This is a genomic window from Pseudomonas sp. CDFA 610, from assembly GCF_021147865.1.
In the GTDB taxonomy this organism is placed as follows: Bacteria; Pseudomonadota; Gammaproteobacteria; order Pseudomonadales; family Pseudomonadaceae; genus Aquipseudomonas; species Aquipseudomonas alliivorans.
On record NZ_JAGTPM010000004.1, the window covers coordinates 380,078 to 403,984 of the forward strand.

Annotated in this window: 19 protein-coding genes and 1 pseudogene; 7 read left to right on the forward strand and 13 right to left on the reverse strand. The window is 58.7% G+C overall.

From position 1 onward, the window contains the following. Window positions 1–125 precede the first annotated feature (125 nt). The 5 genes from betB to KDX39_RS09600 all read right to left on the reverse strand — a co-directional run bounded on the left by betB (window position 126) and on the right by KDX39_RS09600 (window position 5,572). Complete coding sequence (gene betB / locus KDX39_RS09580; protein ID WP_231660154.1) at window positions 126–1,598, reverse strand: betaine-aldehyde dehydrogenase; 1,473 nt, start codon at window positions 1,596–1,598, stop codon at window positions 126–128. A 106-nt stretch (window positions 1,599–1,704) separates the two neighbouring features. Next, window positions 1,705–2,298, reverse strand: a complete 594-nt coding sequence (gene betI, locus KDX39_RS09585; RefSeq protein ID WP_099229460.1) for a transcriptional regulator BetI — start codon at window positions 2,296–2,298, stop codon at window positions 1,705–1,707. A gap of 238 nt (window positions 2,299–2,536) precedes the next feature. Further along, window positions 2,537–3,715 (reverse strand): choline ABC transporter ATP-binding protein, encoded by a 1,179-nt coding sequence (gene choV, locus KDX39_RS09590; protein ID WP_231660155.1) that lies wholly within the window; start codon window positions 3,713–3,715, stop codon window positions 2,537–2,539. Beyond that, on the reverse strand, window positions 3,712–4,560 hold the full coding sequence (choW, locus tag KDX39_RS09595; RefSeq protein ID WP_180274405.1) for a choline ABC transporter permease subunit: 849 nt from the start codon (window positions 4,558–4,560) through the stop codon (window positions 3,712–3,714). The genes choV and choW overlap by 4 nt, the downstream gene beginning before the upstream one ends. Before the next feature lie 64 nt (window positions 4,561–4,624). Then, window positions 4,625–5,572, reverse strand: a complete 948-nt coding sequence (locus KDX39_RS09600; protein WP_231660156.1) for a choline ABC transporter substrate-binding protein — start codon at window positions 5,570–5,572, stop codon at window positions 4,625–4,627. A gap of 912 nt (window positions 5,573–6,484) precedes the next feature. Between KDX39_RS09600 and KDX39_RS09605 the strand changes: the two genes are divergently transcribed. Then, window positions 6,485–7,588: a GlxA family transcriptional regulator gene (locus KDX39_RS09605; protein WP_004888066.1), complete on the forward strand. Its 1,104-nt coding sequence runs from the start codon at window positions 6,485–6,487 to the stop codon at window positions 7,586–7,588. Window positions 7,589–7,663: 75 nt separating this feature from the next. Here the strand turns inward: KDX39_RS09605 and KDX39_RS26560 are convergent, their stop codons facing one another. Together KDX39_RS26560 and KDX39_RS26565 are read right to left on the reverse strand one after the other, a co-directional pair. After that, on the reverse strand, window positions 7,664–8,536 hold the full coding sequence (locus KDX39_RS26560) for a methyl-accepting chemotaxis protein (protein ID WP_408004601.1): 873 nt from the start codon (window positions 8,534–8,536) through the stop codon (window positions 7,664–7,666). Beyond that, a pseudogene (locus KDX39_RS26565) lies at window positions 8,519–9,289 on the reverse strand (MCP four helix bundle domain-containing protein); the annotation flags it as partial. The pseudogene KDX39_RS26565 and the gene KDX39_RS26560, both read right to left, overlap by 18 nt. Before the next feature lie 419 nt (window positions 9,290–9,708). Here KDX39_RS26565 and KDX39_RS09615 point away from each other — a divergent pair. The 5 genes from KDX39_RS09615 to KDX39_RS26410 all read left to right on the forward strand — a co-directional run bounded on the left by KDX39_RS09615 (window position 9,709) and on the right by KDX39_RS26410 (window position 12,907). Continuing rightward, window positions 9,709–9,942 carry a hypothetical protein gene (locus KDX39_RS09615; RefSeq protein ID WP_004888063.1) on the forward strand — a complete coding sequence of 78 codons (234 nt, stop codon included), beginning with the start codon at window positions 9,709–9,711 and terminating at the stop codon, window positions 9,940–9,942. Next, entirely contained in the window at window positions 9,939–10,241 is a 303-nt protein-coding gene (locus KDX39_RS09620) for a cell division protein ZapA (RefSeq protein ID WP_004888061.1), read from the forward strand. The genes KDX39_RS09615 and KDX39_RS09620 overlap by 4 nt, the downstream gene beginning before the upstream one ends. Before the next feature lie 412 nt (window positions 10,242–10,653). Beyond that, window positions 10,654–12,015: a DUF6861 domain-containing protein gene (locus KDX39_RS09625; protein WP_231660157.1), complete on the forward strand. Its 1,362-nt coding sequence runs from the start codon at window positions 10,654–10,656 to the stop codon at window positions 12,013–12,015. Between the two features lie 12 nt (window positions 12,016–12,027). Then, window positions 12,028–12,645 (forward strand): GAD-like domain-containing protein, encoded by a 618-nt coding sequence (locus KDX39_RS09630; RefSeq protein WP_231660158.1) that lies wholly within the window; start codon window positions 12,028–12,030, stop codon window positions 12,643–12,645. Between the two features lie 163 nt (window positions 12,646–12,808). Beyond that, window positions 12,809–12,907 carry a hypothetical protein gene (locus tag KDX39_RS26410; RefSeq protein ID WP_331462074.1) on the forward strand — a complete coding sequence of 33 codons (99 nt, stop codon included), beginning with the start codon at window positions 12,809–12,811 and terminating at the stop codon, window positions 12,905–12,907. A gap of 266 nt (window positions 12,908–13,173) precedes the next feature. Here the strand turns inward: KDX39_RS26410 and KDX39_RS09640 are convergent, their stop codons facing one another. Beyond that, the gene (locus KDX39_RS09640) at window positions 13,174–13,434 is read right to left on the reverse strand and encodes a hypothetical protein (RefSeq protein WP_004888058.1); all 261 of its coding nucleotides are present in this window, start codon (window positions 13,432–13,434) and stop codon (window positions 13,174–13,176) included. A gap of 106 nt (window positions 13,435–13,540) precedes the next feature. Next, window positions 13,541–13,771: a DUF6124 family protein gene (locus tag KDX39_RS09645; protein ID WP_231660159.1), complete on the reverse strand. Its 231-nt coding sequence runs from the start codon at window positions 13,769–13,771 to the stop codon at window positions 13,541–13,543. Between the two features lie 382 nt (window positions 13,772–14,153). Here KDX39_RS09645 and KDX39_RS09650 point away from each other — a divergent pair, with 382 nt between their 5' ends. After that, a complete protein-coding gene (locus KDX39_RS09650) occupies window positions 14,154–14,990 on the forward strand; it encodes a 23S rRNA (adenine(2030)-N(6))-methyltransferase RlmJ (RefSeq protein ID WP_231660160.1) in 837 nt (278 codons plus the stop codon). Window positions 14,991–15,088: 98 nt separating this feature from the next. On the opposite strand, the gene msrA is transcribed toward KDX39_RS09650, so the two are convergent. The 4 genes from msrA to aceE form a co-directional block, all read right to left on the reverse strand. Then, window positions 15,089–15,736 (reverse strand): peptide-methionine (S)-S-oxide reductase MsrA, encoded by a 648-nt coding sequence (msrA, locus tag KDX39_RS09655; RefSeq protein WP_231660161.1) that lies wholly within the window; start codon window positions 15,734–15,736, stop codon window positions 15,089–15,091. A gap of 147 nt (window positions 15,737–15,883) precedes the next feature. After that, window positions 15,884–18,577 (reverse strand): sensor domain-containing phosphodiesterase, encoded by a 2,694-nt coding sequence (locus KDX39_RS09660; protein ID WP_231660162.1) that lies wholly within the window; start codon window positions 18,575–18,577, stop codon window positions 15,884–15,886. Window positions 18,578–19,202: 625 nt separating this feature from the next. After that, window positions 19,203–20,846: a dihydrolipoyllysine-residue acetyltransferase gene (gene aceF / locus KDX39_RS09665; protein WP_231660163.1), complete on the reverse strand. Its 1,644-nt coding sequence runs from the start codon at window positions 20,844–20,846 to the stop codon at window positions 19,203–19,205. Window positions 20,847–20,988: 142 nt separating this feature from the next. After that, window positions 20,989–23,634 carry a pyruvate dehydrogenase (acetyl-transferring), homodimeric type gene (gene aceE / locus KDX39_RS09670; protein ID WP_099229469.1) on the reverse strand — a complete coding sequence of 882 codons (2,646 nt, stop codon included), beginning with the start codon at window positions 23,632–23,634 and terminating at the stop codon, window positions 20,989–20,991. Between the last annotated feature and the right edge of the window lie 273 nt (window positions 23,635–23,907).

Consider the following 23,907-nt stretch of genomic DNA (forward strand, 5'->3'; position numbering starts at 1 on the left):
AGCGCGGGTCGAGCAGCTTGTGGCTCGACCCCTAGCACCCCATGCTAGTGCGCTACTTGAGACGGGCCACTTCACGAGCTGGCTCGCGAAGGCCTCGCCTCAGACGAAATTCAACTCAACGAACCTCAGAAAACCGACGCGTAGTCACCCAGCTCGATCTGTACCGACTTGATTCGTGTGTATTGGGCCAGCGAGCTGATACCGTTTTCACGACCCACCCCCGACTGCTTGTAGCCGCCGACCGGCATTTGTGCCGCCGACTCGCCCCAGGCGTTGATCCAGCAGATGCCGGCTTCCAGCAAATGGATCACACGATGAGCGCGGTTCAGGTCGCGGGTCACGATGCCGGCCGCCAGACCGAAATCGGTGTGGTTGGCACGGCGGACCACTTCGTCTTCGGTGTCGTAGCCGAGGATGCTCATCACCGGGCCGAAGATCTCTTCGCGCACGATGGTCATCTCGTCGGTGCAATCGGTGAACACGGTTGGCGCGACATAGGCACCTTTGGCGAACTCACCGCCAGTCAGTCGCTCGCCGCCACACAGCAGACGTGCGCCCTGTTCCTTGCCCTTGGCGATGTAGCCCAGCACGCTTTCCATGTGCTCGAAGCTCACCAGTGGGCCGAAGTTGATGTTTTCGTCTTCCGGGTTACCGGCACGAATGCGCTTCACACGCTCAAGGATCTTCGCTTCGAACTCGGCTTTCAGTGCGTTCGGTACGAACACGCGAGTGCCGTTGGTGCAGACCTGACCCGAGCTGTAGAAGTTGGCCATCATCGCGATGTCGGCAGCGCGATCCAGATCGGCGTCGTCGAACACGATCAGCGGCGATTTGCCGCCCAGTTCCATGGTCACTTCCTTGAGCGACGAACTCGAAGCGCTGGCCATGACTTTCTTGCCGGTGTCGGTGCCGCCGGTGAAGGAGACTTTCTCGATGCGCGGGTGCTCGGTGATCCAGGTGCCGACTTCACGGCCGCTGCCGGTCAGCACGTTGAACACGCCGTCCGGTACGCCGGCTTCGGTGTAGATTTCGGCCAGTTTCAAGGTGGTCAGCGAGGTGACTTCACTTGGCTTGAAGATCATCGCGTTGCCTGCGGCCAGTGCCGGTGCGGATTTCCACAGGGCGATCTGGATCGGGTAATTCCACGCGCCGATCCCGGCCACCACACCCAGCGGCTCGCGGCGGGTGTAGACAAAGGATGAATCGCGCAGCGGGATCTGTTCGCCTTCGATGGCGGGCACCAGGCCTGCGTAGTACTCCAGCACGTCAGCGCCGGTGACGATGTCGACGTAACGGGTTTCCGAGATGGCCTTGCCGGTATCCAGTGTTTCCAGAGCGGCCAGTTCATCGTTGCGCTCTCGAAGGATGTCCACAGCACGACGCAGGATGCGCGAACGCTCGACTGCGGTCATGGCGGCCCAGATTTTCTGGCCTTTTTCAGCGGCGACCACGGCGCGCTCGACATCGTCCTGACTGGCGCGCTGGATCTTGGCCAGCACTTCGCCGTTCGCCGGATTGATGGAGTCGAAGGTCTCGGAGTTGCTGGCATCGACATAACCGCCGTCGATGTAGAGTTTTTGCAATTCAAAACGGGCCATAAAGTCCTCGCAAATTCAGTGGGGGAGGCGATGACTGATTTCAGTGTGCCGGAAGCATTGGGCAACACGGTGGTGCAGTCGTTCGGTGATGGCGCTTCGAAAGCGCTCAGTTCGCCGATTTCGCCAATTGAAAATCCATGTATTCGTAAGCGATCCGTTGCGCTTGCTCGGTGTCGAATGCATCGCCTGACAGCGCGCCTCTCAGCCACAGCCCATCGATCAGGGCTGCGAGCCCGCGGGCCGCGTTGCGTGCCTGTTCCAGCGGCAAGGCGCGACGGAACTGACCGCACAAATTCGAATACAGACGATGGTCGTTGATGCGCTGCAAACGGTGCAGCGACGGGTGGTGCATGCTGGTTGCCCAGAAGGCGAGCCAGGTTTTCATGGCCGGGCCATTGACCTGGCTGGCGTCGAAGTTGCCTTCGATGATCACTTGCAGATGCGCACGCGGACTATCGTCGGTCAGGGCCTGACGGCGGTCTCTGACGGTCTGGATCAGTGCATTCATCAGATGGCGCATGGTGGCTGCGATCAGGCCGTTCTTGTCCTGAAAGTAGTGACTGATGATGCCGTTCGAAACGCCTGCAAGACGGGCGATCAACGCGATACTGGCATCGCCCATGCCGACCTGATCGACCGCAGTAAGCGTGGCCTGGATCAACTGTTGGCGGCGGATGGGTTGCATACCGACCTTTGGCATAAGCGCGATTCTCCCGAGTGGCTGAAGTGATCGTTATACCGAAATGGCTGACACAGTCTAAAGATTTTTAATTGAACGATCAATCAATAAAAAACACTGGGCGTGATCAGTGCGCGGGAGATGAGTGATCATTCCCGCGTTTCAGGCTCAGGATGCAGTCGGGACGTCATGCGTCCCAAAGGGGCTGATCAGGCTACTGCATCAGGCTTATGGGCCCTGATGCAGTGCACTGGGGCGGTCAGCCGTGGTTCTTGCCCAGCAGTGCGTGATACAACTCGGTGTCGCCGAGGATGCCGACGACCTGATTGCCGTCCTGCAGCACCAGTTTGTTGCCGGTCTGGTAGCGGATCTGCAACGCATCGCGCATGCCGATGTTGGAGTGCACCAGGGTGGGGCGACGGCCCAGCGTGTTGACGTCCTGGCCCGGTGTCCAGTTCTGCAAGTCCAGCGCGCCGGTGCCCTGGCGTGCGCCTTTGATGACATTGCCTTCGGCCAGATCCAGCCAGGAGTCGCCGCCCGGATCCAGACACACCGAGCCGTTGATTCGGGTGCATTGATCGACCGTGCGCATCAGGCTGCGGCCGCACAGCACGTTCAGCGGATTGGTGTGAGCGACGAAGGTGCGCACGTACTCATCTGCAGGATTGAGGACGATCTGCTCCGGCACGCTGTACTGAACGATGCGGCCGTCTTTCATGATCGCGATGCGGCTGCCCAGTTTCAGCGCCTCATCCAGGTCATGACTGACGAACACGATGGTCTTGCTCAGCTTGCTTTGCAGCGCCAGCAGTTCGTCCTGCAGGCCCTGACGGATCAACGGGTCGAGCGCCGAAAAAGGTTCGTCCATCAGCAGAATGTCGGCGTCCATGGCCAGCGCACGGGCCAGGCCAACGCGCTGTTGCATGCCGCCGGAAAGCTCGTCCGGCTTCTTGTTGCGCCATTGCGTCAGGCCGACCAGTTCCAGCTTTTCGTCCACCAGTTTGCGCCGTTCCTTTTCAGGGCGACCCTGCATTTCGAGGCCGAAGCTGATGTTCTCGCGCACGGTCAGCCAGGGCATCAGGGCGAACTTCTGGAAGACCATAGCGATGCGCTTGGTGCGCATCATCTTCAGTTCCGCCGCCGTGCAATTGGCGATGTTGATCTGCGAGCCTTCGTGCTCGACGAACAGCGAGCCACGGCTCACGGTATTGAGACCATTGATGCAGCGCAACAGGCTGGACTTGCCGGAACCGGACAGGCCCATCAGCACGCAGATTTCGCCTTTCTCGATCTCCAGTGTGGCGTTTTCCACACCCACGATCTGTCCGGTTTTCTTGAGGATCTGGTCACGCGTCAGGCCTTCGTCCAGCAGCTTGAGGGCCTCACGCGGGTCCCTGGAGAAGATGACGTCTACCTTGTCGAATTTGATGATGCTCATGCGTCGGACCCTACCTTGGCTTCGGGTTGTTTGCAGATTCGGTCGAGCATGATTGCCAGCAACACAATCGCCAGGCCCGCTTCGAAGCCCAGGGCGATATCAGCGGTGTTCAATGCGTTGACCACGGGTTTGCCCAGGCCGTCGGCACCGACCAGCGCGGCGATCACCACCATCGACAGCGACAGCATGATGCACTGGGTGATACCGGCCGCGATGCTGGGCATGGCGTAGGGCAGTTCGATGCGTGTCAGCAGTTGGCGGCGCGAAGAGCCGAAGGCCTTGCCCGCGTCCAGCAATTCATGGGGCACGTCGCGGATGCCCAGATACGTCAGACGGATCGGCGCGGCGATGGCGAACACCACCGTCGAGATCAGGCCGGGCACCACGCCCAGACCGAACAGCGTCAGCGTCGGAATCAGGTAAACGAAAGTGGGCACGGTCTGCATCAGGTCGAGCAGCGGGCGGATGACCGTGTAGAACATCGGCTTGTGCGCGGCAATGATGCCCAGCGGCACGCCGATCACGACACAGACCATGGTGGCGAACAGCACCTGTGCCAGCGTTTCCATGGTTTCCTGCCAGTAGTGCAGGTTCAGGATCAGCAGGAACGAAAGGATGACGAAGACCGTCAGGCCCCATTTGCGCTGGATGAAATGTGCGAGTGCGGCGATCAGGCCAATCAGTACCAGCGGGTTGAACCAGGTGAGGGCGAAGGTCAGCCCGTGGATCATCATTTCCAGTGTCGAGGCAATCGCATCGAAGTAGTCGGCACCATTGCGTGTCAACCAGTCGACGAACGCCGCGATGTACTCGCCCAAAGGGATTTTATGATCAGTCAGCATGATAGTGATTGTCCGCTTGCGGGGGAAAGTGAAGACAGCAGGCGGGGCCGGCCCGCCTGCTGTCGGCTTACTGGGTCAGCTTGGCCTTGGCAGCCTCCAGGCCTGGTTTGCCGTCAACGGTGTTCACACCCGCCAGCCAGGTATCGAGCACTTGAGGGTTCTTCTTGATCCACGCCTTGGCGGCGGCATCCGGCTTCATCTTGTCGTCGAGCACGTTACCCATCAGCGTGCTTTCCATGTCCAGCGTGAACGACAGGTTCTTGAGCAATTGGCCTACGTTGCTGCATTCCTGTGTATAGCCCTTGCGGGTGTTGGTGTAGATAGTCGCCTGGCCATAGTTGGGGCCGAAGAATTCGTCGCCACCTGTCAGGTACTTCATCTTGAAGCGGTTGTTCATCGGGTGCGGTTCCCAGCCCAGGAACACCACGTCGGTATTGCGACGCGTTGCGCGATCAACCTGCGACAGCATGCCCGCTTCGCTGGACTCGACCACTTTGAAGCCTGCGTCCTTGAGGCCGAAGGCATTCTTGTCGATCATGCTCTGGATCAAGCGGTTGCCATCGTTGCCGGGCTCGATGCCGTAGATCTTGCCGCCCAGTTCCTTCTTGAATTTGGCGATGTCGGAAAAGTCTTTCAGACCCTTGTCGTAGAGCGCTTCAGGAACGGCCAGCGTGTATTTGGCGTTTTCCAGGTTGGCGCGTACGGTCTCGACGGTGCCGGCTTCGCGATAAGCCTTGATGTCGTTTTCCATGGTCGGCATCCAGTTGCCCAGAAACACGTCCATGTTCTTGCCATCCGCCAGCGACTTGTAGGTCACGGGAACGGAGATCATGGTGGTCTTGGTCTTGTAGCCGAGCGATTCGAGTACGGCGCTGGTCACTGCAGTGGTGACGGTGATGTCGGTCCAGCCGACATCGGAGAAGTTCACGGTATGACAGGCTTCTGGTTCGGCGGCCTGAGCCAGCATCGGTATACAGAGCGTGGCGGCCAACAGTAACGGTTTGGAACCTTTCATCGGGGTGGACTCCTTCAAGTTTCTTCTTGGTCACCCGCTCACCGTTTCATCAGGTGAGCGCTGACGCGACTTATGTGTTGGCGAAGCATTTCGCGAAGCTCCATCACTGCGCCTGGCGATCGAGTCGAGGCCGATCATGTAACAGGCAAAATCAAACGCATACTGGGGGCGTCGTATCCAGTACAGGCGGGGTCGCATCCAGTGTGCGCAAGGTCGCTTACAGATTTATTCCATCGTGCAAGCGCACTTATGCGGGGGTGGAGCAGCCAGAAAACGGCCAAAAACGTCTTCTGGCTGTGCTGCTCGAGGCCTGTGGCGCTGATGGGTATGGGCATGTCGGTGCCGGGCGTCGAGCACTTGCGTGAACGTCCATGCTGCGGGCGGTGCGGCTCCAGCGTAGCAGAGCCGGACCGAGGCTATCGGGCCTGAAAACGGCCATGAGCCCGTTCATGACGAGCAGCGCCTTCGCGAGCGCGGTCTTTTTGAGGGAGTTGTTCCGGGTTAGTTCCGGGATGGCAGGGTCATGGCCCGATCCTGATGCTTTAAAGGGCTGCTCGATTTTTGAACATCGGCGCCGAAAGCCGCCACCTTTTAGCGCGAAATCCGGGCTGGCACCTTGCCTGCTTCCCTGTGCTTTGAGTAGCACTCATCAAGCGCCTACACGTGTGCCGTTTCCTTCGAGTGCTACCGAATTGCTCACACGGCACCGCCCTGCGCGGGTCTCCACGTCGCAAACAGACAGGCACGTCGCTACCGGATAGACGCATCGCGACGTCGTTTTCAGGGATTATTGAATGGCTGGTCAAATTCAGGCACGGGATTTGCGATGTCATTACAAAGCCCTCGACGGATGAGGGCTATAACAAGAGCCTCGCCTGAGGCCGACCCCGCCACGTGAGAGGAGATAATGTGATGACATCGTTCAATCAAGGGGCTCAACCCCAGAACCGCGCCCCACAATCCATCGGCTTCCTGCTGCTGGACAACTTCACACTGATCTCCCTTGCGTCAGCGGTAGAACCTCTGCGAATGGCCAACCAATTGTCCGGCCGTGAGCTGTATCGCTGGACGACCCTGAGCGTGGACGGTGGTCAGGTCTGGGCCAGTGACGGTCTGCAGATCACCCCGGATGCGGCGATGCATCAGGCGCCCGTCATGGACACCGTGATCGTCTGTGGTGGTGTTGGCATTCAGCGCACCGTTACCCGCGAGCACGTGAGCTGGCTGCAAAGTCAGGCGCGTCAGTCCCGTCGTCTGGGTGCGGTGTGCACCGGCAGCTGGGCGCTGGCCTGTGCAGGTCTGCTGGACGGTTTTGATTGCAGCGTGCACTGGGAGTGTCTGGCGTCCATGCAGGAAGCCTTCCCGCGAGTGGCGATGAGCACACGTCTGTTTACCCTCGACCGTAATCGTTTCACCAGCTCCGGCGGCACAGCGCCGCTGGATATGATGCTGCACCTGATCAGTCGCGATCATGGCCGCGAGTTGTCGGCGGCCATTTCCGAGATGTTCGTCTACGAGCGCATCCGCAACGAGCAGGACCACCAGCGCGTGCCGCTCAAGCACATGCTGGGCACCAATCAGCCCAAGCTTCAGGAAATCGTTGCGCTGATGGAGGCCAATCTCGAAGAGCCGATCGACCTCGACGAGCTGGCCGTCTACGTCGCCGTTTCCCGTAGGCAACTGGAGCGGTTGTTCCAGAAATACCTGCACTGCTCGCCATCGCGCTATTACCTGAAACTGCGTTTGATCCGTGCGCGGCAACTGCTCAAGCAGACGCCGATGTCGATCATCGAAGTGGCGTCGGTCTGCGGTTTTGTCTCCACGCCGCACTTCTCCAAGTGCTACCGCGAATACTTCGGCATACCGCCGCGCGATGAGCGCGTAGGCTCCAACACCGCACAGCAGGTCGCCATGATGCCGATCCCGCAGGCACTGGTGCTGGCACCGCTGTCAGGGCCGATGTCGGCACTCAGTCAGGCACGCAATGAATCGACGTTTGCGAGTGTCAGGCTGTAGAGATGTGATCGCGTTCAGGACCGGAGGCTCTGCGTCACACTCATGAGCGTACGCAGAGTACTGGCGAGGCGCTGATCAGAGGCTGAAGCGCCCAACCATGCTGTTCAAATCAACCGCCAGACGCGACAGCTCGGTGCTGGCTGCGCTGGTCTGGTTGGCGCCGGTGGTGGACTGTGCGGACAGGTCGCGGATATTGACCAGGTTACGGTCCACTTCACGCGCCACCTGCGCCTGTTCTTCGGCCGCGCTGGCGATCACCAGATTGCGCTCGTTGATCTCTTCCACCGCGGTGTTGATGGTATCCAGCGCCAGGCCTGCACCCTTGGCGATGCTCAGGGTCGATTCGGCCCGCTCGGTGCTGTTGCGCATCGAGGTTACAGCTTGCTCGGTACCCCCCTGAATGCTGCCGATCATACGTTCGATTTCACTGGTCGATTGCTGAGTGCGGTGGGCGAGGGCGCGGACTTCGTCAGCCACGACCGCAAACCCACGACCGGCTTCACCGGCACGGGCAGCCTCGATGGCCGCGTTGAGCGCCAGCAGGTTGGTCTGGTCGGCGAGACCGCGAATCACGTCCAGCACTTTGCCGATGTCACGGGATTCATTCGCCAGATTGCTGATCAGTTCGGCGGTTTCCTTCACATCGCCACTCATGCGTTCGATGGCACCGACGGTTTCCAGCACCAGATCACGACCGTCACCTGCCGAAGCGGTGGCGTTGCGTGAAGCTTCAGAAGTGCTGGTCGCGTTGCGCGCCACTTCTTCCACCGCGCTGGTCATTTCATTGACCGCAGTCGCTGCCTGCTCGATCTCGTTATTCTGCTGCACCAGACCGCGCGCGCTTTCATCGGTCACGGCATTGAGTTCTTCGGCGGCAGATGCCAGTTGCGTGGCCGAACCGGAGATGCGCTGCAATGTGTCGCGCAGCTTGTCCTGCATGGTTTTCATGGCCTGCAACAAGCGACCGGCTTCGTCAGTTCCATCAACCTTGATCGGCTGAGTCAGATTGCCTTGGGCAATGGTTTCGGCAGCGTTCAGCGCAGCGGCGATCGGTGTCGTGATGCTTTTGATCAGCATCCAGGCAAACACCAGAGTCAACAGGGTGGCTGCGACCAGCAGGGCGATGACCATGTCGAACGCCGAGTCGTATTCTTCGGCAGCCTGCTTCTTCACCTGTATCAACTGCGCGGTGTTGATCTCGACCAGTTTGATCAGTACGGCATTCATCTGGTCGGAGTTGCTGAGCATGTCTTTGTTGAGCAGTTCCTGCAGCTCATCGACCTTGTTGGCGAGCGTCAGTGTCTTCATGCGTGACTCGAGCTCACGGTACTGTCCGAGCAACTGCACATACTGGTTGTAAAGGTTGCGCTCGTTTGGGTCGCTGATCAGTCTTTCGTAAATGGCCTGGGCATCGTTGATCTGCTTGTTGCGCATGGCCAGCAGTTCGATGGTCTTCTGCTGGATGTCCGGCTCGCGGTTTACCAGCAAACGGTACGACAGCACTCGCAGACGGATGCTGACCTCTGCAAAACGATCAAGGCTCTTGATACTGGGCACATTGTTATCGGCCAGCACTTCGGTCGCGCCGCGGATCTTGCTCATCTGGGAAAGCGCGAAAACGCCGAGGATCAGCATCAATGCGCCGATCATGGCAAAACCGAGAAAGGCGCGCGGGGCGATATTCATATTGCGAAGGGACATAGAAGGCTTCCAGAGTCAGGGTGCGCAGTCCATGCGGCAGAAACAATAAGTAACGTGAATGCGTGCCTATCGGTCGAACGACTGAGTACTTGAGCGTAATGGGCTGCCCTGTCGACATTCGATTCATGACGTTTTTTTCATCCATGGACGATTACCCTCGCAAAGCCTTGAAAGTACTGGCGATAGGGGGTTCCGGCATATGGCATCTTGCCCACGGGCTGTGCGTTTATGTCGCAGGCAGAAATGCTCTGACGAACAGCCGGAACAAGATCCCCGAATCGCAGTCACAAGCCCCCCATGCGTTCCGTTACAGACGTGTCCATGGCGTAAGACGCCAGCGCCGCAGGGCGTGAGCGCTGGCATGCGCAGTGACTTTTCTTTATCGTGTGCGCCCGTTGAAATTTGCTCGAGTAATCAGAATGTTGGAAGCCTCCCTAAGCCAGTTGGAACACCTTGTCGGTGATCTGGTGCAACAGAACCAGAACCTGCAAAACACGAATGCCCAGCTCACCGCCGAGCTGGCCAAAGTCAGGGATGAAAACGACAGCTTGCAATTGAGCCTGATGGAGCAGGAAGAAAAGCAGGGCAGCACCGCCGCCCGCATTCAGGCACTGGTTGATCGGGCGACCAGCGCCAGCGCTGTCGAGGCATGAACTTCGACAGAAACGGGGTGACGGTCCTGTCCATCCTGGGCAATCAGTATTCGGTGAAGGCGCCGGAAGGCGAGGACGTCAAACTCCTTCAGGCCGCCGCCATGCTCAACGCCTCGCTGGCCGACACCAAACGCAAATACCCGACCCTGATCGGCGACCGCCTGCTGGTGCTGGCCGCGCTGAACCTGTGCTCCCAACAGATCGACCTGAAGGACAAGCACAAGGGCGAACTGGCGCGGTATGAAGATCAGGTCAGTGCGACGGTTGATGTGATTGCCAAGACCCTTTCGCAGGGTTGAGTGCGGGCTCGCCGCAGACTCTGGACCGTGGACGGCTTGCCGGCAGCTAGCGTCAGTTCAGTCACTGGCCTGGTGTCTGAAAAACCGCTTCGCTGGCAAGCCGCCTCCCGCTTGATCGGGTTTCGTCAATAAGGCAGGTTTTGCCTGAAGACGCGCTTTGCGTCACACCCGGCTCAGCCCTGGCTCTGCCTGTAAGCCGCCAGCGCGGGCAACAGTTGCTGGTCGATGGCCTGGCGCACGGCGGGCAGTGTGCCCGTGCCTGCTCACCCTAAGCAGGTCTCTTGGGGCAGGCGTCAGACTTTGCTAAGAAGTCCGTAGGACCAATCAGAAATGCCCAAACCGCTTTGACTTCACTTCCCCTCCATCCCTATCGTCCCAGCGTAATGATCCACAAACGTCAGGGAGACGCTGGATGCCGATATGGAATATCGTGCCCACATGGTTCGAGATAGAAAACCGCATTACCCACAGCGTGGGTTATCAAGGTGGCGGCACTTACCGCATCCACAACAATAAACCCGTCCCGACGCTAGCGCTCCATCTCCGCCGCATCAACCACCTCAGAAGCGCATTTACCTGTGCTGAATGGACGGCCGCCAACAGGTTGAGGCGACGTTTTTCGGACATCGACATCTCCAGTATCGTCAATGACTTGATCGACGTTGCAACCCAGGCCGCCATGATTGTCGCAGGTAGCACCTTGACCGGAGGTGCCATAGGGGCTGGCGTGGGTACTTTGTTTGGTGGTGCAGGAGCTGTTCCGTTCGGCGCTGCGGGTGCAATGATGGGCTTGCAGGTCAGCACCTGGATACTGAGTGCGTTGGGCTTGATGTCGATTGCCGAATTCCTCGTCGATAGCCTGCCGCGTATCGGTGAGTATTACCTGAGCGGGATTTCCATCGTGTGGAACGGCACACGAGGAGATCATGGCCTCAACCCCTTTGGCGGTGATGACTTCCAGGCTGTGGACAGGGCTGCGGATCAGATCGCGCGAGGCCATGAAGAAATGGTGCTGCTGTTATTGGGTGCCATCGTTGCGTACCTCACCCGTGGTCGTGGTAGCGCTTCTGTGCTGGCGAGTGAAATGCAGGCCAGCTCAAAAGGCGCAAGATTGGGCCAGTGGATGCTCAAACACGAGGACGCGCTGAAGAAGCGCACCGACCTGCCACAATCCGGGCCGCGTAGAAGTGCAGTTGACCGTGCTGAACAACCGACACCACCTCCCCCTCATCAAGCGGACCAGCCGCTCCCCAGAAAACGGTCAGGCATGCCGGAGCACAAGGTGCCATGCTTCAATGTGAGCCCGAAACACCTTGATCGGATTCCTGAGTTTGACCGGCAGTTGGCGGGTCAGCAGAAGGGGTTGAATGATCTGACGGTGGATGAGTATTTGAAGGGGCGGGAGGCGTTTAAGAATGGTAATGCCACACGTGATCCGAAAGTGGCAGAGGATGCACGTAAGGTTCTCAGCCTCGAACTGGAGGCGAAAATCACGACCATGTTGAGGCTGGATGGTGCGGGCTTTGAAGAGGCAGAAAGAGAAGCCAAGAAAATCGTTTCACAAAAAATGACCGCATTGGCAGCGCTGCACAACCCAGACATGATCGCAGGCGGTAAAGATGTTATCAATGACCTAGGAGATCGACGTATCAATTCGAGTATCGGACCTCAGTGGTCTAGTCGTATAGGAGGGTTAGATAATGCCGCTAGCCAGATACCTGACGCGCTTCGCAATACAACAAATATTAACACCCGCCTTGAGCGATGCAGATAAGGAGAGTTAGCAGTGGATGAGGATTATGCTTTCTTTTTAAAAAAATTTGGCCCAGCAACAGCAAGCCAGATAGTTCCATCCTCCAGCATGAAGCGATATGAAGGTAAGTTGCCTGCCCAATTATTGCAATACTGGGATGATTATGGATGGTGCGGACATGCCAGTGGACTATTCTGGACTGTCAATCCACAGGATTATGAGCCAATTATCGAGCAGTGGCTCGCAGGTACAAAACTCTCAGAGCATGATATATATCATGTCATTGCACGCAGTGCATTTGGACAGCTCTACCTATGGGGAGAAAAAACTGCTAATAGCTTATCAATCACAAGTTATATGTCACGCTATTCATATATTCCTTCTGCTCTGAATGCCGAAAACTTTGACTTTGGTGTTAGATTGTTTTTTTCAACGATGCAGCCAGAGCGTAATGACTTGGATCACTTATTTGAGTCTGCTCTAAAAAAACTCGGCTCGCTTGAAGCGGATGAAATGTACGGCTTCGTACCCGCCCTCGCGCTCGGCGGTCCCATGGAGCTTAAAAAGCTACAAAAAGTTAAAGTCATCGAGCATCTTGAGTTTCTTTCGCAGCTTTCACCGCTTCAAGACTGGGGATTTCCTGATCTCTAAGTAAATATTAACTAGATGGTAGGGCGACTTGGCGCAGTGGCGCTTGTCTGCTGACAGAGCCTGGGCACGGCCGATTAGACCGATCAAGTCCACGAAGAAATGGTGCTGCTGTTTATTGGGCGCCATCGTTGCTTACGTCTCCCGTGGTCGTGGTAACGCTTTTGTGCTGGCGAGCGAAATGCAGGCCAGCTCAAAAGGCGCAAGGCTGGGACAGTGGATGCTCAAACATGAGGACGCGCTGAAGAAGTGCAATTGGCCGTGATGAACAACAGGCGCCACCTTCCCCTCATCAAGCAGACCAGTCACTACGCAGAAAGCTGTCAGGCATGCCGGGGCACAAGGTGCCATGCTTCAATGTGAGCCCAAAACACAGTGATCGGATTCCTGAGTTTGGCCGGCAGCTAGCGTCAGTTCAGTCACTGGCCTGGTGTCTGAAAAACCGCTTCGCCGGCAAGCCGCTTCCCGCTTGATCGGGTTTCGTCAATAAGGCAGGTTTTGCCTGAAGACGCGCTTCGCGTCACACCCGGCTCAGCCCTGACTCTGTCTGTAAGCCGCAAGCGCGGGCAACAGTTGCTGGTCGATGGCCTGGCGCACGGCGGGCAGGATGGTTGCGCTGCCGGTCAGGAGTTGTTCGACCAGACGCCGCAGCGCGGTGGCGCGTTCGGCATTGAGGCCGCGCACGACGTGGGCACAGGCCTGTTCGGCTGTGGCGCCGCCGGGCATGTCGAAGCCCAGCGCCCTGAATTGGCCAATCAGGTCTTCTTGATCAATCAGGTCCGCGTGCATCATGGCGTGTCTTTCCTTGTTCGAATTTTTCTCGATTCTGGTAGCAGCCTTGCGCACGGGCAACCCTCTTGAGTCGACAATGGCTGGATTGGCTATGAGCGTGTCGTTTTCAGTCGGTGGTCATGTTGTCGAGGGTCATGTCGACCATGGTTTTGGCCATCTCCGTCAGGTGCATGATCGACAGGGTCAGGTCGCGTTGCGCGCCGCTCATGCTGTCGCTGAATTCATAGGCGCTGGTGACGGCGCAGCGCAGCAGGTCGCTGGCATGCATGAGCGCGTCTTCCTGACTCAGGTTGGGGTTGGCTTTGAAGGCGGGTGGGGCGGGGACCATTTTCAGCATTTCAGATGACTCCTAATCGAATATCGGTAGGTCGTCACCATCGGCTACTAATCGAAGGTGGCGGCCATGCGCAGGTAGTAGCCCGGTGATTAGGAACCGGTGCACCCGAAGATGCCCTGACGCACGGCCACCATAAAATGCAGGCCATAAAAAAGCGCCTTTCACAGGTGGCGCATTGCGCCTAATCACACCGAGGGCTACTACTCCTCATCGCTGAATTTGCAGCGACCGGCGCAGAGTAGTGACCGGGATCGACAGGCACAAGGGCCAGGGAGTTTCTCGGAAATGTCCTGCAAATGAAAGGGACTGGTCCTGCAAATTCGTTACAAATTCTTGTTCATCGCTCAGTTTTGCTAAACTGCGCAGCCTTCCAGGAGCTGCCATGAATTACCGTCACGCCTACCACGCTGGCAACCACGCCGACGTGTTCAAACACATCGCACTGACTCGCTTGATCGCCCTCATGGCGCGCAAGGAGCAGCCGTTCGCCTACCTCGACACCCACGCAGGCCTCGGGCTTTACGACCTCAAAGGTGATCAGGCCACCCGTACCGGCGAATGGCTGGAAGGTATTGGCCGTCTTTGGGAGGCGGAGGACGTGCCTGCGCTGGCTGCCGATTATCTTCAAGTGCTGCGCGACATGAACCCCGATGGCGAACTGCGCTATTACCCTGGTTCCCCCGAGCTGGCCCGCCGCCTGACCCGCGAGCGCGAGCGTGTGCTGCTCAACGAGAAGCACCCGGAAGACGGACGTCTGCTCAAGGAAAACATGAAGGGCGACCGCCGCGTTGCAGTTCACCTGGGTGAAGGCTGGCATGTGCCGCGTGCACTGCTGCCGGTGGCCGAGAAGCGTGCGGTGATGCTCATCGATCCGCCGTTCGAACAGTTGGATGAAATGAAGCGCTGCGCCGTGGCGCTGAAAGAAACCATCGGCCGCATGCGCCAGACAGTGGCGGCGATCTGGTATCCGGTCAAGGACCCGCGCCTGCTCAGACGCTTCTATCAGGATCTCGCCGAAACGGGCGCACCCAAGTTGTTGCGCGTCGAATTGTACGTCCACCCGCTGGACACCCCGGCCAGCCTCAACGGCTCAGGCCTGGCCATCGCCAACCCGCCATGGGGCCTTGAAGAGGAACTGCGCGAACTGATGCCGTATCTGGCCGACACACTGGGCCAGACCCAGGGCGGCTGGAAGATGGATTGGTTGATTGCGGAGTGATGGAGCGCGCCGTGACTGATTGTTCCCACGCGTCAGCGTGGTAACGCCTCTCGGGATGCATGCCCACGCTGGGCGTGGGCACGATCAGTGCGTAGCGATCAAGCCGGCAGACAAACCCCGGTGCCACCCAGGCCGCAGTAGCCCTGTGGGTTCTTGGCCAGATACTGCTGGTGATACGCCTCGGCGAAGAACACTGTCGGCGCCTCTTCGATTTCAGTGGTGATCCCGCCCAGACCGGCCTTGCTCAGTTCTGCCTGGAAGACTTCGGCACTGGTTTTGGCCGTATCGAGTTGTTCAGGCGTGGTGCAGTAGATCACCGAGCGGTATTGGGTGCCGATGTCGTTGCCCTGACGCATGCCCTGGGTCGGGTTGTGAGCTTCCCAGAACACTTTGAGCAGCGACTCATAGCTGATCTTTTCAGGCTCGTAGACCACTAGCACCACTTCGGTGTGGCCTGTCAGGCCTGAGCAGACTTCTTCGTAGGTCGGGTTCGGCGTGTGTCCGCCTGCGTAACCAACCGCAGTGCTCACGACGCCTTCCTGTTGCCACAGGCGACGTTCTGCGCCCCAGAAGCAACCCATGCCGAAGATGGCGAATTCCACGTTGTTGGAGAACGGCCCCAGCAGAGGATTGCCGTTGACGTAATGGGTCTCGGGCAGCGCCATGGGTGTTTCACGGCCCGGCAGTGCTTGTTCTTTGGTAGGCAGTACGTTCTTGTTCACTAGAATTTCCGAGCGCAGAGTCATGAACCATATCCTCTCGTTTAGAGACAGGCAGCAGGGGCCAGGACAGATGAATACCTCTACATAAGTCCCGTTACACGCAGAAACAAGTGCTGCCGTGTAAAAACAGACCGACAGTGTGCCCGACTGGGCAAGGTGCAGGAAGAGGGATCAGGCCGACGGTCGGCGCGGGTAACGCTGCAGTTTCTTGATCAGCTCTTCGCCCGGGATGGGTCTGTCGAACAGATAACCCTGCCCGACGTCGCAGCGATGACGGCGCAGGAACGCCAGCTGGGCGGCGGTTTCAATGCCTTCGGCGACCACCTTGAGCTTGAGGTTGTGGGCCATGGCGATAACTGCCGAGGTGATTTCCATGTCGTCTTCATCATCCGGGATATCGCGGATGAAGCTGCGATCGATCTTGATCACGTCGATGGGAAATTTCTTCAGGTAGCTGAAAGACGAGTAGCCAGTGCCGAAGTCATCCATGGCCAGCGACAGGCCGAGTTTCTTCAGCGAGTCCAGTTGCTGGCGTGTGTCTTCGGTGGCTTCCAGCAGCAGGCCTTCGGTCAGCTCCAGTTCCAGCAGCGACGCATCCAGCTCTTCCTCTTTGAGGATTGACGCAATCGAGGGCACCAGATCGGGGTCGGAAAACTGTTTGGGCGAAACGTTGATGGCCACTTGCAGATTGCCGAACCCGGCTGCGGTCAGGTCTTTGCTCATACGGCAGGACTGGCGTGCGACCCACTTGCCGATGGGAATAATCAGGCCGGTTTCTTCCGCCACGCTGATGAACTGATCGGGACGAATCATGCCCTTTTCAGGGTGGTTCCAGCGTAGCAGCGCTTCCATGCCGATCAGCCTGCCGGACAACAGGCATAGCTTGGGTTGATAGAAGACTTCCAGTTCATTCTGCGTCAGGGCACGGCGCAGGTTGTTTTCGACGAACAGCTTGTAGCTGGCTTCGGCGTTGAGCGCTTCGGTGAACACCTGTACCTGATGTTTGCCGTTGGCCTTGGCCTTGTGCAGCGCCAAGCCCGCGTTTTTCATCAGGGTCTGCGGATCGCGCCCGTGCAGTGGCGCGCAGGCCAAGCCTACAGAGCCCGTCACGCTGATCAACTGGTTGTCGACGAACATCGGCTTGTCCAGCGTTGCCAGTACCTGGCTGGCGATGTTCTGACCCGCTTCCTGATCGGTGTGATCGAGCAGCACGGCAAATTCGTTACTGGCAAAGCGCGCCAGTACGTCGGTCGGGCTCAAGGTATTGCGCAGGCGGCGTGCAAGGCTGATCAGCAGCTTGTCGCCGGTCTGATGGCCGAGGCTGTCGTTGATGCGCTTGAAGTTATCGATATCGACCAGCAGCAGACTCATGGGCGTATCGGTGTTGTGGTCGAAGCGCTCGTCCAGATTGCGGATGAACGCCGGCCGGTTGCCCAGGTTGGTCAGGTTGTCGGTGTAGGCCAGGCGTTCGATGCGCTGTTGGGCCAGCTTGCTCTGGGTGATGTCTTCGTAAATGCCGATGTAATGCGTCAGCTCGCGGTTGTCGCCGTACACCTTGGAGATCGACAGCTGGCTCCAGTAGGGTTCCAGATTCTTGCGACGGCTCTTGAACTCGCCCTGCCAACTGTTGCTGGTCGTCAGGCTGGAATTGGCTTCCAGCAGCAATTCGTTGAGGTTCTCCAGTGCCGGCAATTCAGAGAGTTTGCGGCCTGCCACCTCTTCGGAGCTGTATTGGGTGATGGCCGTGAAGCTTGGGTTGACGTACTCGACCACGCCGTCGCAGTTGACCAGCAGAAAGGCATTGGCGCTTTGCTCCACCGCACGCTGGAACAGGTGCAGCGCGTTGGTCGCCGCCCGGCGGTTGAGGTTGTTGATGACCTGCGCGAACTGATCGGCCAGCTCACCGGCGAAGGCAATCTCGTCGGATTGCCATTCACGGGTCGAACCGGTCTGCTCAAGGCACAGTACGCCCACCACCTGACCGTCGATGCGAATGCTTGCGTCGAGGGTGGCGTTGGTCTGCTGCGGGTGGAGACTTTCGGCCAGCTCACGGGTGCGAGGGTCGGACTGGATGTTGAATGCATCAATCGCCCTGCTGGTGTGCAGGGCGTTGAGGTAGCTGGGGTACGGGCTGACATCGATGAACGAGCGAGGATGATAGTCGCCGGTCTGCCGGTGGTAATCGGCGATCGGTTCCATGCGCTTGTCGTTTAGGCTCCAGATGCTGACGCGGTCCACGTCGTAGATGACGCAGGCGCTTTTGGTGATCAGCTCGGCGGCTTCCAGCAGGGTATTGGTGGTGGTGTAGCGATGCCGCGTCAGGCGCAGGATGAGGTCCTGCTGAGCCCGGACGCGCTCCAGATGCGCGTATTGATCACGCTGGGCGCGCTGGTTCAGCTCCAGAGCGATCTGCAGGCGTGAGTTGCGGGTTTCCAGATCATTGTCGACGGCCACTTCGCCTTCTGCGAGAGAGTCTTCGACGATGAGGAAATAGCCACGCAACAGATGGCGATTGTGCTGCTTGTAGGCTTCACCGATTTCCAGCAGGCCAACCGGGCCTCTGGGCGTGTGCAGGGTATAGCGAATGCTGTAATTGTTGGACGTCGCCAGCTGCAGTTGCACCTCGTCGTGCAATTGATAGCGCGCTTCGGGCTCCATCAGACTGGCGTAGGGCGATCCAATCAGGGCGCAAAGATCCACGGCAGGCAGGCCGAACTGTTTTTCACAGTTAGCGTCGAGGTACAACAGCGCCCAATTGGCTTCGTTAAGCCGCTCGAAACGCAGCATGCCCAGGCGCGAAGGCACAGGCAATTGCGTCACTACCTCGGCTGCGGATCTACCGGCAGCATCGGTCTGGCTCTTCATCAACAAATTCGCTTCCGGAATACTGATTGCGTTGGGCCAAAGGCCTGTTTCCGCTTATGGCAAGGTTGCATCATGCGGCCCATGCTTACAAGAGACCACGGTGGCTTAGTGCTATAAAAGTGTCGGCCGCAAGAGCCAGTTCTTCAGCGCAGATGATCGGATAGGCTAAACGATTCAGTTTTGAAGGCGCCAAGTTCTGTCTTTAGCGGGGAAATGGTCGCGCATAAAACAGCCGATGGCTCGTGAAATTGATGGTTTCGACGCGCGTTGCGCAGACACTGGCGTCCGAGCTGCATCTCCACGCGCAGTGCTCATCATCATACAAAAAGCCCTTCACGGAGGAACACGATGATGATCGTTCCCACGCGCCTGCGTGGTAACGCCGCCCAGAGCGCTCCGCGTCCGTTCTTGAATGTGACGCAGAGCGTCACGGGGGCACGCCCACGCGGAGCGGTGGGCACCGGAGCTTAGAACGATCACTCCATTGCCATGAGGCTCTGCGTCATGGCGACGACAATGAAACGGCAGGCAAAAAAAGCCCCGCGTGAAAGCGGGGTTGAGGTTCGAGCGTGGCAGCTCGTAAACACGTGCGGCAAGGCCCGCTGTGAGGCGGGCCTGCTCGGGCTTACAGCAGGATTGTGCGGATGTCCGCCAGCAATTCGCTCAAGCGCTTGGTGAAGCGGGCAGCGGCCGCACCGTTGATCACGCGGTGATCGTAAGACAGCGACAACGGCAGCATCAGCTTTGGCTGGAAGGCTTTGCCGTCCCAGACTGGCTGGATGGTTGCCTTGGAAACACCCAGGATAGCCACTTCCGGCGCGTTGACGATTGGCGTGAAGCCAGTACCGCCAATATGCCCGAGGCTGGAGATGGTGAAGCAGGCGCCCTGCATGTCGTTGGCGGTCAGCTTCTTGGTGCGGGCCTTTTCGGCCAGTGCAGCGGCTTCGGCAGCCAGTTGCAGCAGGCTCTTCTGATCGACATCACGGATGACCGGGACCAGCAGGCCGTCCGGGGTATCCACTGCGAAACCGATGTGCACGTACTTCTTGCGGATCACAGCCTTGCCGCTTGGTGCCAGCGAGGCGTTGAAGTCCGGCAGCTCCTTGAGCAGGTGTGCGCAGGATTTGAGCAGCAGAGGCAGAACGGTCAGCTTGACGCCCGCCTTCTCGGCAGCGCCTTTCTGCGCGACGCGGAAAGCTTCCAGTTCGGTGATGTCGGCCTGGTCGAATTGCGTAACGTGCGGGATGTTGAGCCAACTGCGGTGCAGGCCGGTCGCACCCAGTTGCATCAGGCGAGTCATCGGCACTTCTTCGATTTCGCCGAAACGGCTGAAATCGACTTCCGGAATCGGCTGGATGCCCATGCCGCCGCTTGCGCCGCCGGCCGGTGCGTCCTTGGCCTTCTGCATCATGGCCTTGACGTAAGCCTGAACATCTTCCTTCAGAACGCGGCCGTGCGGGCCGGTGGCGCTGACTGCGTTCAGCTCGACCCCGAACTCACGGGCCAGTTGACGAACTGCCGGGCCAGCATGGACCTTGGCGCCGTCTTTGGCCGGTGCAGCCGGTGCTGGCGCGGCGTCCGCCTTGGGAGCAGGTGCTGCGGCCGGAGCCGGTGCGGCTTCAGTCTTGGCAGATGCGGCTGCCGGTGCGCTGGCTGCCGGAGCAGGAGCGGCGGCAGGAACTGCGCCTTCGACTTTCAGCTTGAGGATCAGGTCGCCGGTGCCGACTTCCTGGTCCAGTTTGACTTCGATGCTTTCGACAACGCCCGCAGCAGGAGATGGAATCTCCATGCTGGCCTTGTCGGATTCCAGGGTGATCAGCGATTGATCGGCCTGGATGCTGTCGCCGACCTTGACCATCAGTTCGATGATCTTGGCCTTGCCCGACGAGCCGATGTCCGGCACGTGGATGTCCTGTACCGAAGCGGCAGCGGCAGGCGCTGGTGCAGCGGCTGGAGCCGGTGCGGCTTCAGCCGGTTTTTCGGCAGCAGCCGGGGCAGCAGCAGGTGCGGCCTCGGCCGGTGCGGCAGCCGCTTCGCCTTCGATTTCCAGCTCGAACAACTCGTCGCCTTCTTTCAGGCGGTCGCCCAGCTTGACCTTCATGGCCTTGATCACGCCCGCCTTGGGGGCAGGGATTTCCATGCTTGCCTTGTCGGACTCAAGCGTCAGAACGCTCTGGTCAGCTTCGATGCGATCACCGACCTTGACCATCAATTCAATGACTTCACCTTCACCGTTGCCGATGTCGGGTACGCGAATTAGCTCACTCACTCTGTATCTCCTTGGGAGAACCTGTTCACTCACGAATACGCTGGTTCAGTTACAGCGAAACAGCCTTGGATGCTCATTTACGCGAGGTAAATTCCGCACCTTCGGCTGTTCACGCCCTGATCAGCGCTCTTGAAGCAGACTCTTAGCAGTCCAGTGGATTGCGTTTTTCTGGATCGATACCGAACCTGGCAATGGCTTCAGCCACGACTTTAGGTTCGATATCGCCGCGATCAGCCAAGGCTTCCAGGGCTGCCAGCACAACGAAGTGGCGGTCGACTTCAAAGAAGTGACGCAGCTTCTTGCGGCTGTCGCTACGGCCGAAACCGTCGGTGCCCAGTACTTTGTATTCCTTGGTTGGAACCCACTGACGAATCTGGTCAGCGAACAGCTTCATGTAGTCGGTCGATGCGATGACCGGACCCTTGCGACCGTTCAGGCACTGCTCGACGTAGCTCAGCTCAGGCTTCTGACCTGGGTGCAGGCGGTTGTTGCGCTCTACCGCCAGACCGTCGCGACGCAGTTCGTTGAAGCTGGTTACGCTCCAGACGTCAGCGCCGATGTTGAACTCGTCACGCAGGATTTTCGCCGCTTCGCGAACTTCACGCAGGATAGTGCCCGAGCCCAGCAACTGGACGTGGTGCGCCGCTTCCTTGGTGTCTTCTTCGAGCAGGTACATGCCCTTGATGATGCCGTCTTCCACGCCGGCCGGCATGGCTGGCTGGGTATAGGACTCGTTCATCACGGTCAGGTAGTAGAAAACGTCCTGCTGTTCTTCGAACATCAGGCGCATGCCTTCACGAATGATGACAGCCAGCTCGTAACCGTAGGTCGGGTCGAAGGTGCGGCAGTTCGGGATGGTCGAGGCCAGGATGTGGCTGTGACCGTCTTCGTGCTGCAGGCCTTCGCCGTTCAGCGTGGTACGACCGGCGGTGCCGCCTACCAGGAAGCCACGGGTGCGGCTGTCGCCAGCGGCCCAGGCCAGGTCGCCGATACGCTGGAAACCGAACATCGAGTAGAAGATGTAGAACGGGATCATCGGCTGGTTGTGGCTGCTGTACGAAGTACCTGCAGCGATGAAGGAGGACATGGCGCCTGCTTCGTTGATGCCTTCCTCGAGAATCTGACCCTTCTTGTCCTCGCGGTAGAACATCACCTGCTCTTTATCGACTGGCTCGTAGAGCTGGCCGACGGAGGAGTAGATGCCCAGTTGGCGGAACATGCCTTCCATACCGAAGGTACGGGCTTCGTCCGGGATGATCGGAACGATACGCTGGCCGATTTCCTTGTCCTTGACCAGTTGGGCCAGGATGCGCACGAACGCCATGGTGGTGGAGATTTCGCGGTCGCCCGAACCGTCAAGGATAGCCTTGAGGGTTTCCAGCGGTGGCGTCGGCAGGTTGAAGCTCTGCGCACGACGCTGTGGCACGAAACCGCCCAGTGCGGCACGGCGCTCGCTCAGGTAACGGGCTTCGGCGCTGCCTTCTTCCGGCTTGTAGAACGGCAGGGCTTCCAGCTCGGAATCCTTGACCGGGATGTCGAAGCGGTCACGGAAGTGACGCAGGCTGTCGACATCGACCTTCTTGGTGTTGTGCGCGGTGTTTTTCGCTTCGCCTGCGCCGGTGCCATAACCCTTGATGGTCTTGGCCAGAACCACGGTCGGTTGGCCCTTGTGGTTCACGGCTTCGTGATAGGCCGCGTAGACCTTGTACGGGTCATGGCCACCACGGTTGAGTTTCCAGATCTCGTCATCGGACAGATCGGCAACCATCGCCTTGAGTTCAGGCGAGTTGAAGAAGTGCTCACGGACGAACGCGCCGTCCTTGGCCTTGTAGTTCTGGTATTCGCCGTCGATGACTTCGTCCATACGACGCTGCAGGATGCCGTCGACGTCCTTGGCCAGCAGTGGGTCCCAGAAACGGCCCCAGATGACTTTGGTGACGTTCCACTGAGCACCACGGAACACGCCTTCCAGTTCCTGGATGATCTTGGCGTTGCCGCGAACCGGACCGTCCAGACGCTGCAGGTTGCAGTTCACGACGAAGATCAGGTTGTCCAGCTTCTCGCGACCGGCCAGGGCGATGGCGCCCAGGGATTCCGGCTCGTCGGTCTCGCCGTCGCCCAGGAAGCACCAGACTTTCTGCTTGCCTTCCGGGATGAAGCCGCGGTGCTCCAGGTACTTCATGAAGCGTGCCTGGTAGATCGCCTGGATCGGGCCAAGGCCCATCGACACAGTCGGGAACTGCCAGAAATCTTTCATCAGCCATGGGTGTGGATAGGAAGACAGGCCATTGCCATCGACTTCCTGACGGAAGTTGTTCATCTGCTCTTCAGTGATGCGGCCTTCCATGAACGCACGGGCGTAGACGCCTGGCGATGCGTGACCCTGGAAGTAGATCAGGTCGCCGCCGTGCTCTTCGGTCGGGGCCTGGAAGAAGTAGTTGAAGCCGATGTCATACAGCGTGGCACTGGAGGCGAAGCTCGAAATGTGGCCGCCCAGATCCGGGTCGTTCAGGTTGGTTTTGACAACCATGGCCAACGCGTTCCAGCGCACCAGCGAGCGAATGCGGCGTTCCATGAACAGGTCGCCAGGCATGCGTGCTTCGTGGGTGACAGGAATCGTGTTGCGGTAAGGCGTGGTGATGGCGTAAGGCAGTTGCGAACCACTGCGGGTGGCGAGTTCGCCCAGACGGGTCATCAGGTAATGAGCACGGTCTTCGCCTTCTTTGTCGAGAACCGATTCCAGGGCGTCCAGCCATTCCTGGGTTTCGACGGGATCGAGGTCTTGCATGGCTTGCTCCAGGGCGGAAAGGCTTCCAGAATCGGTTGCCTGAGTTTGCGACTGGCCTTGTGGGCAGACGACATAAATTCTTGGATTACCGGAGGTTGGCCCGGCGGCGTGTAGTTTTACTACAAATCGACGACTATTTCAGCCCTCCGAGTAACTGAACCAGTAGTAAAACTACAGAGAAGCGACCAAATCGCTCCTGTTGTGTTGTGAGATAAAACGTTACTGTTGATGTGTTTCGAAAGTGTTGCGGTAAAAAGTCGGAATTTTATGCTT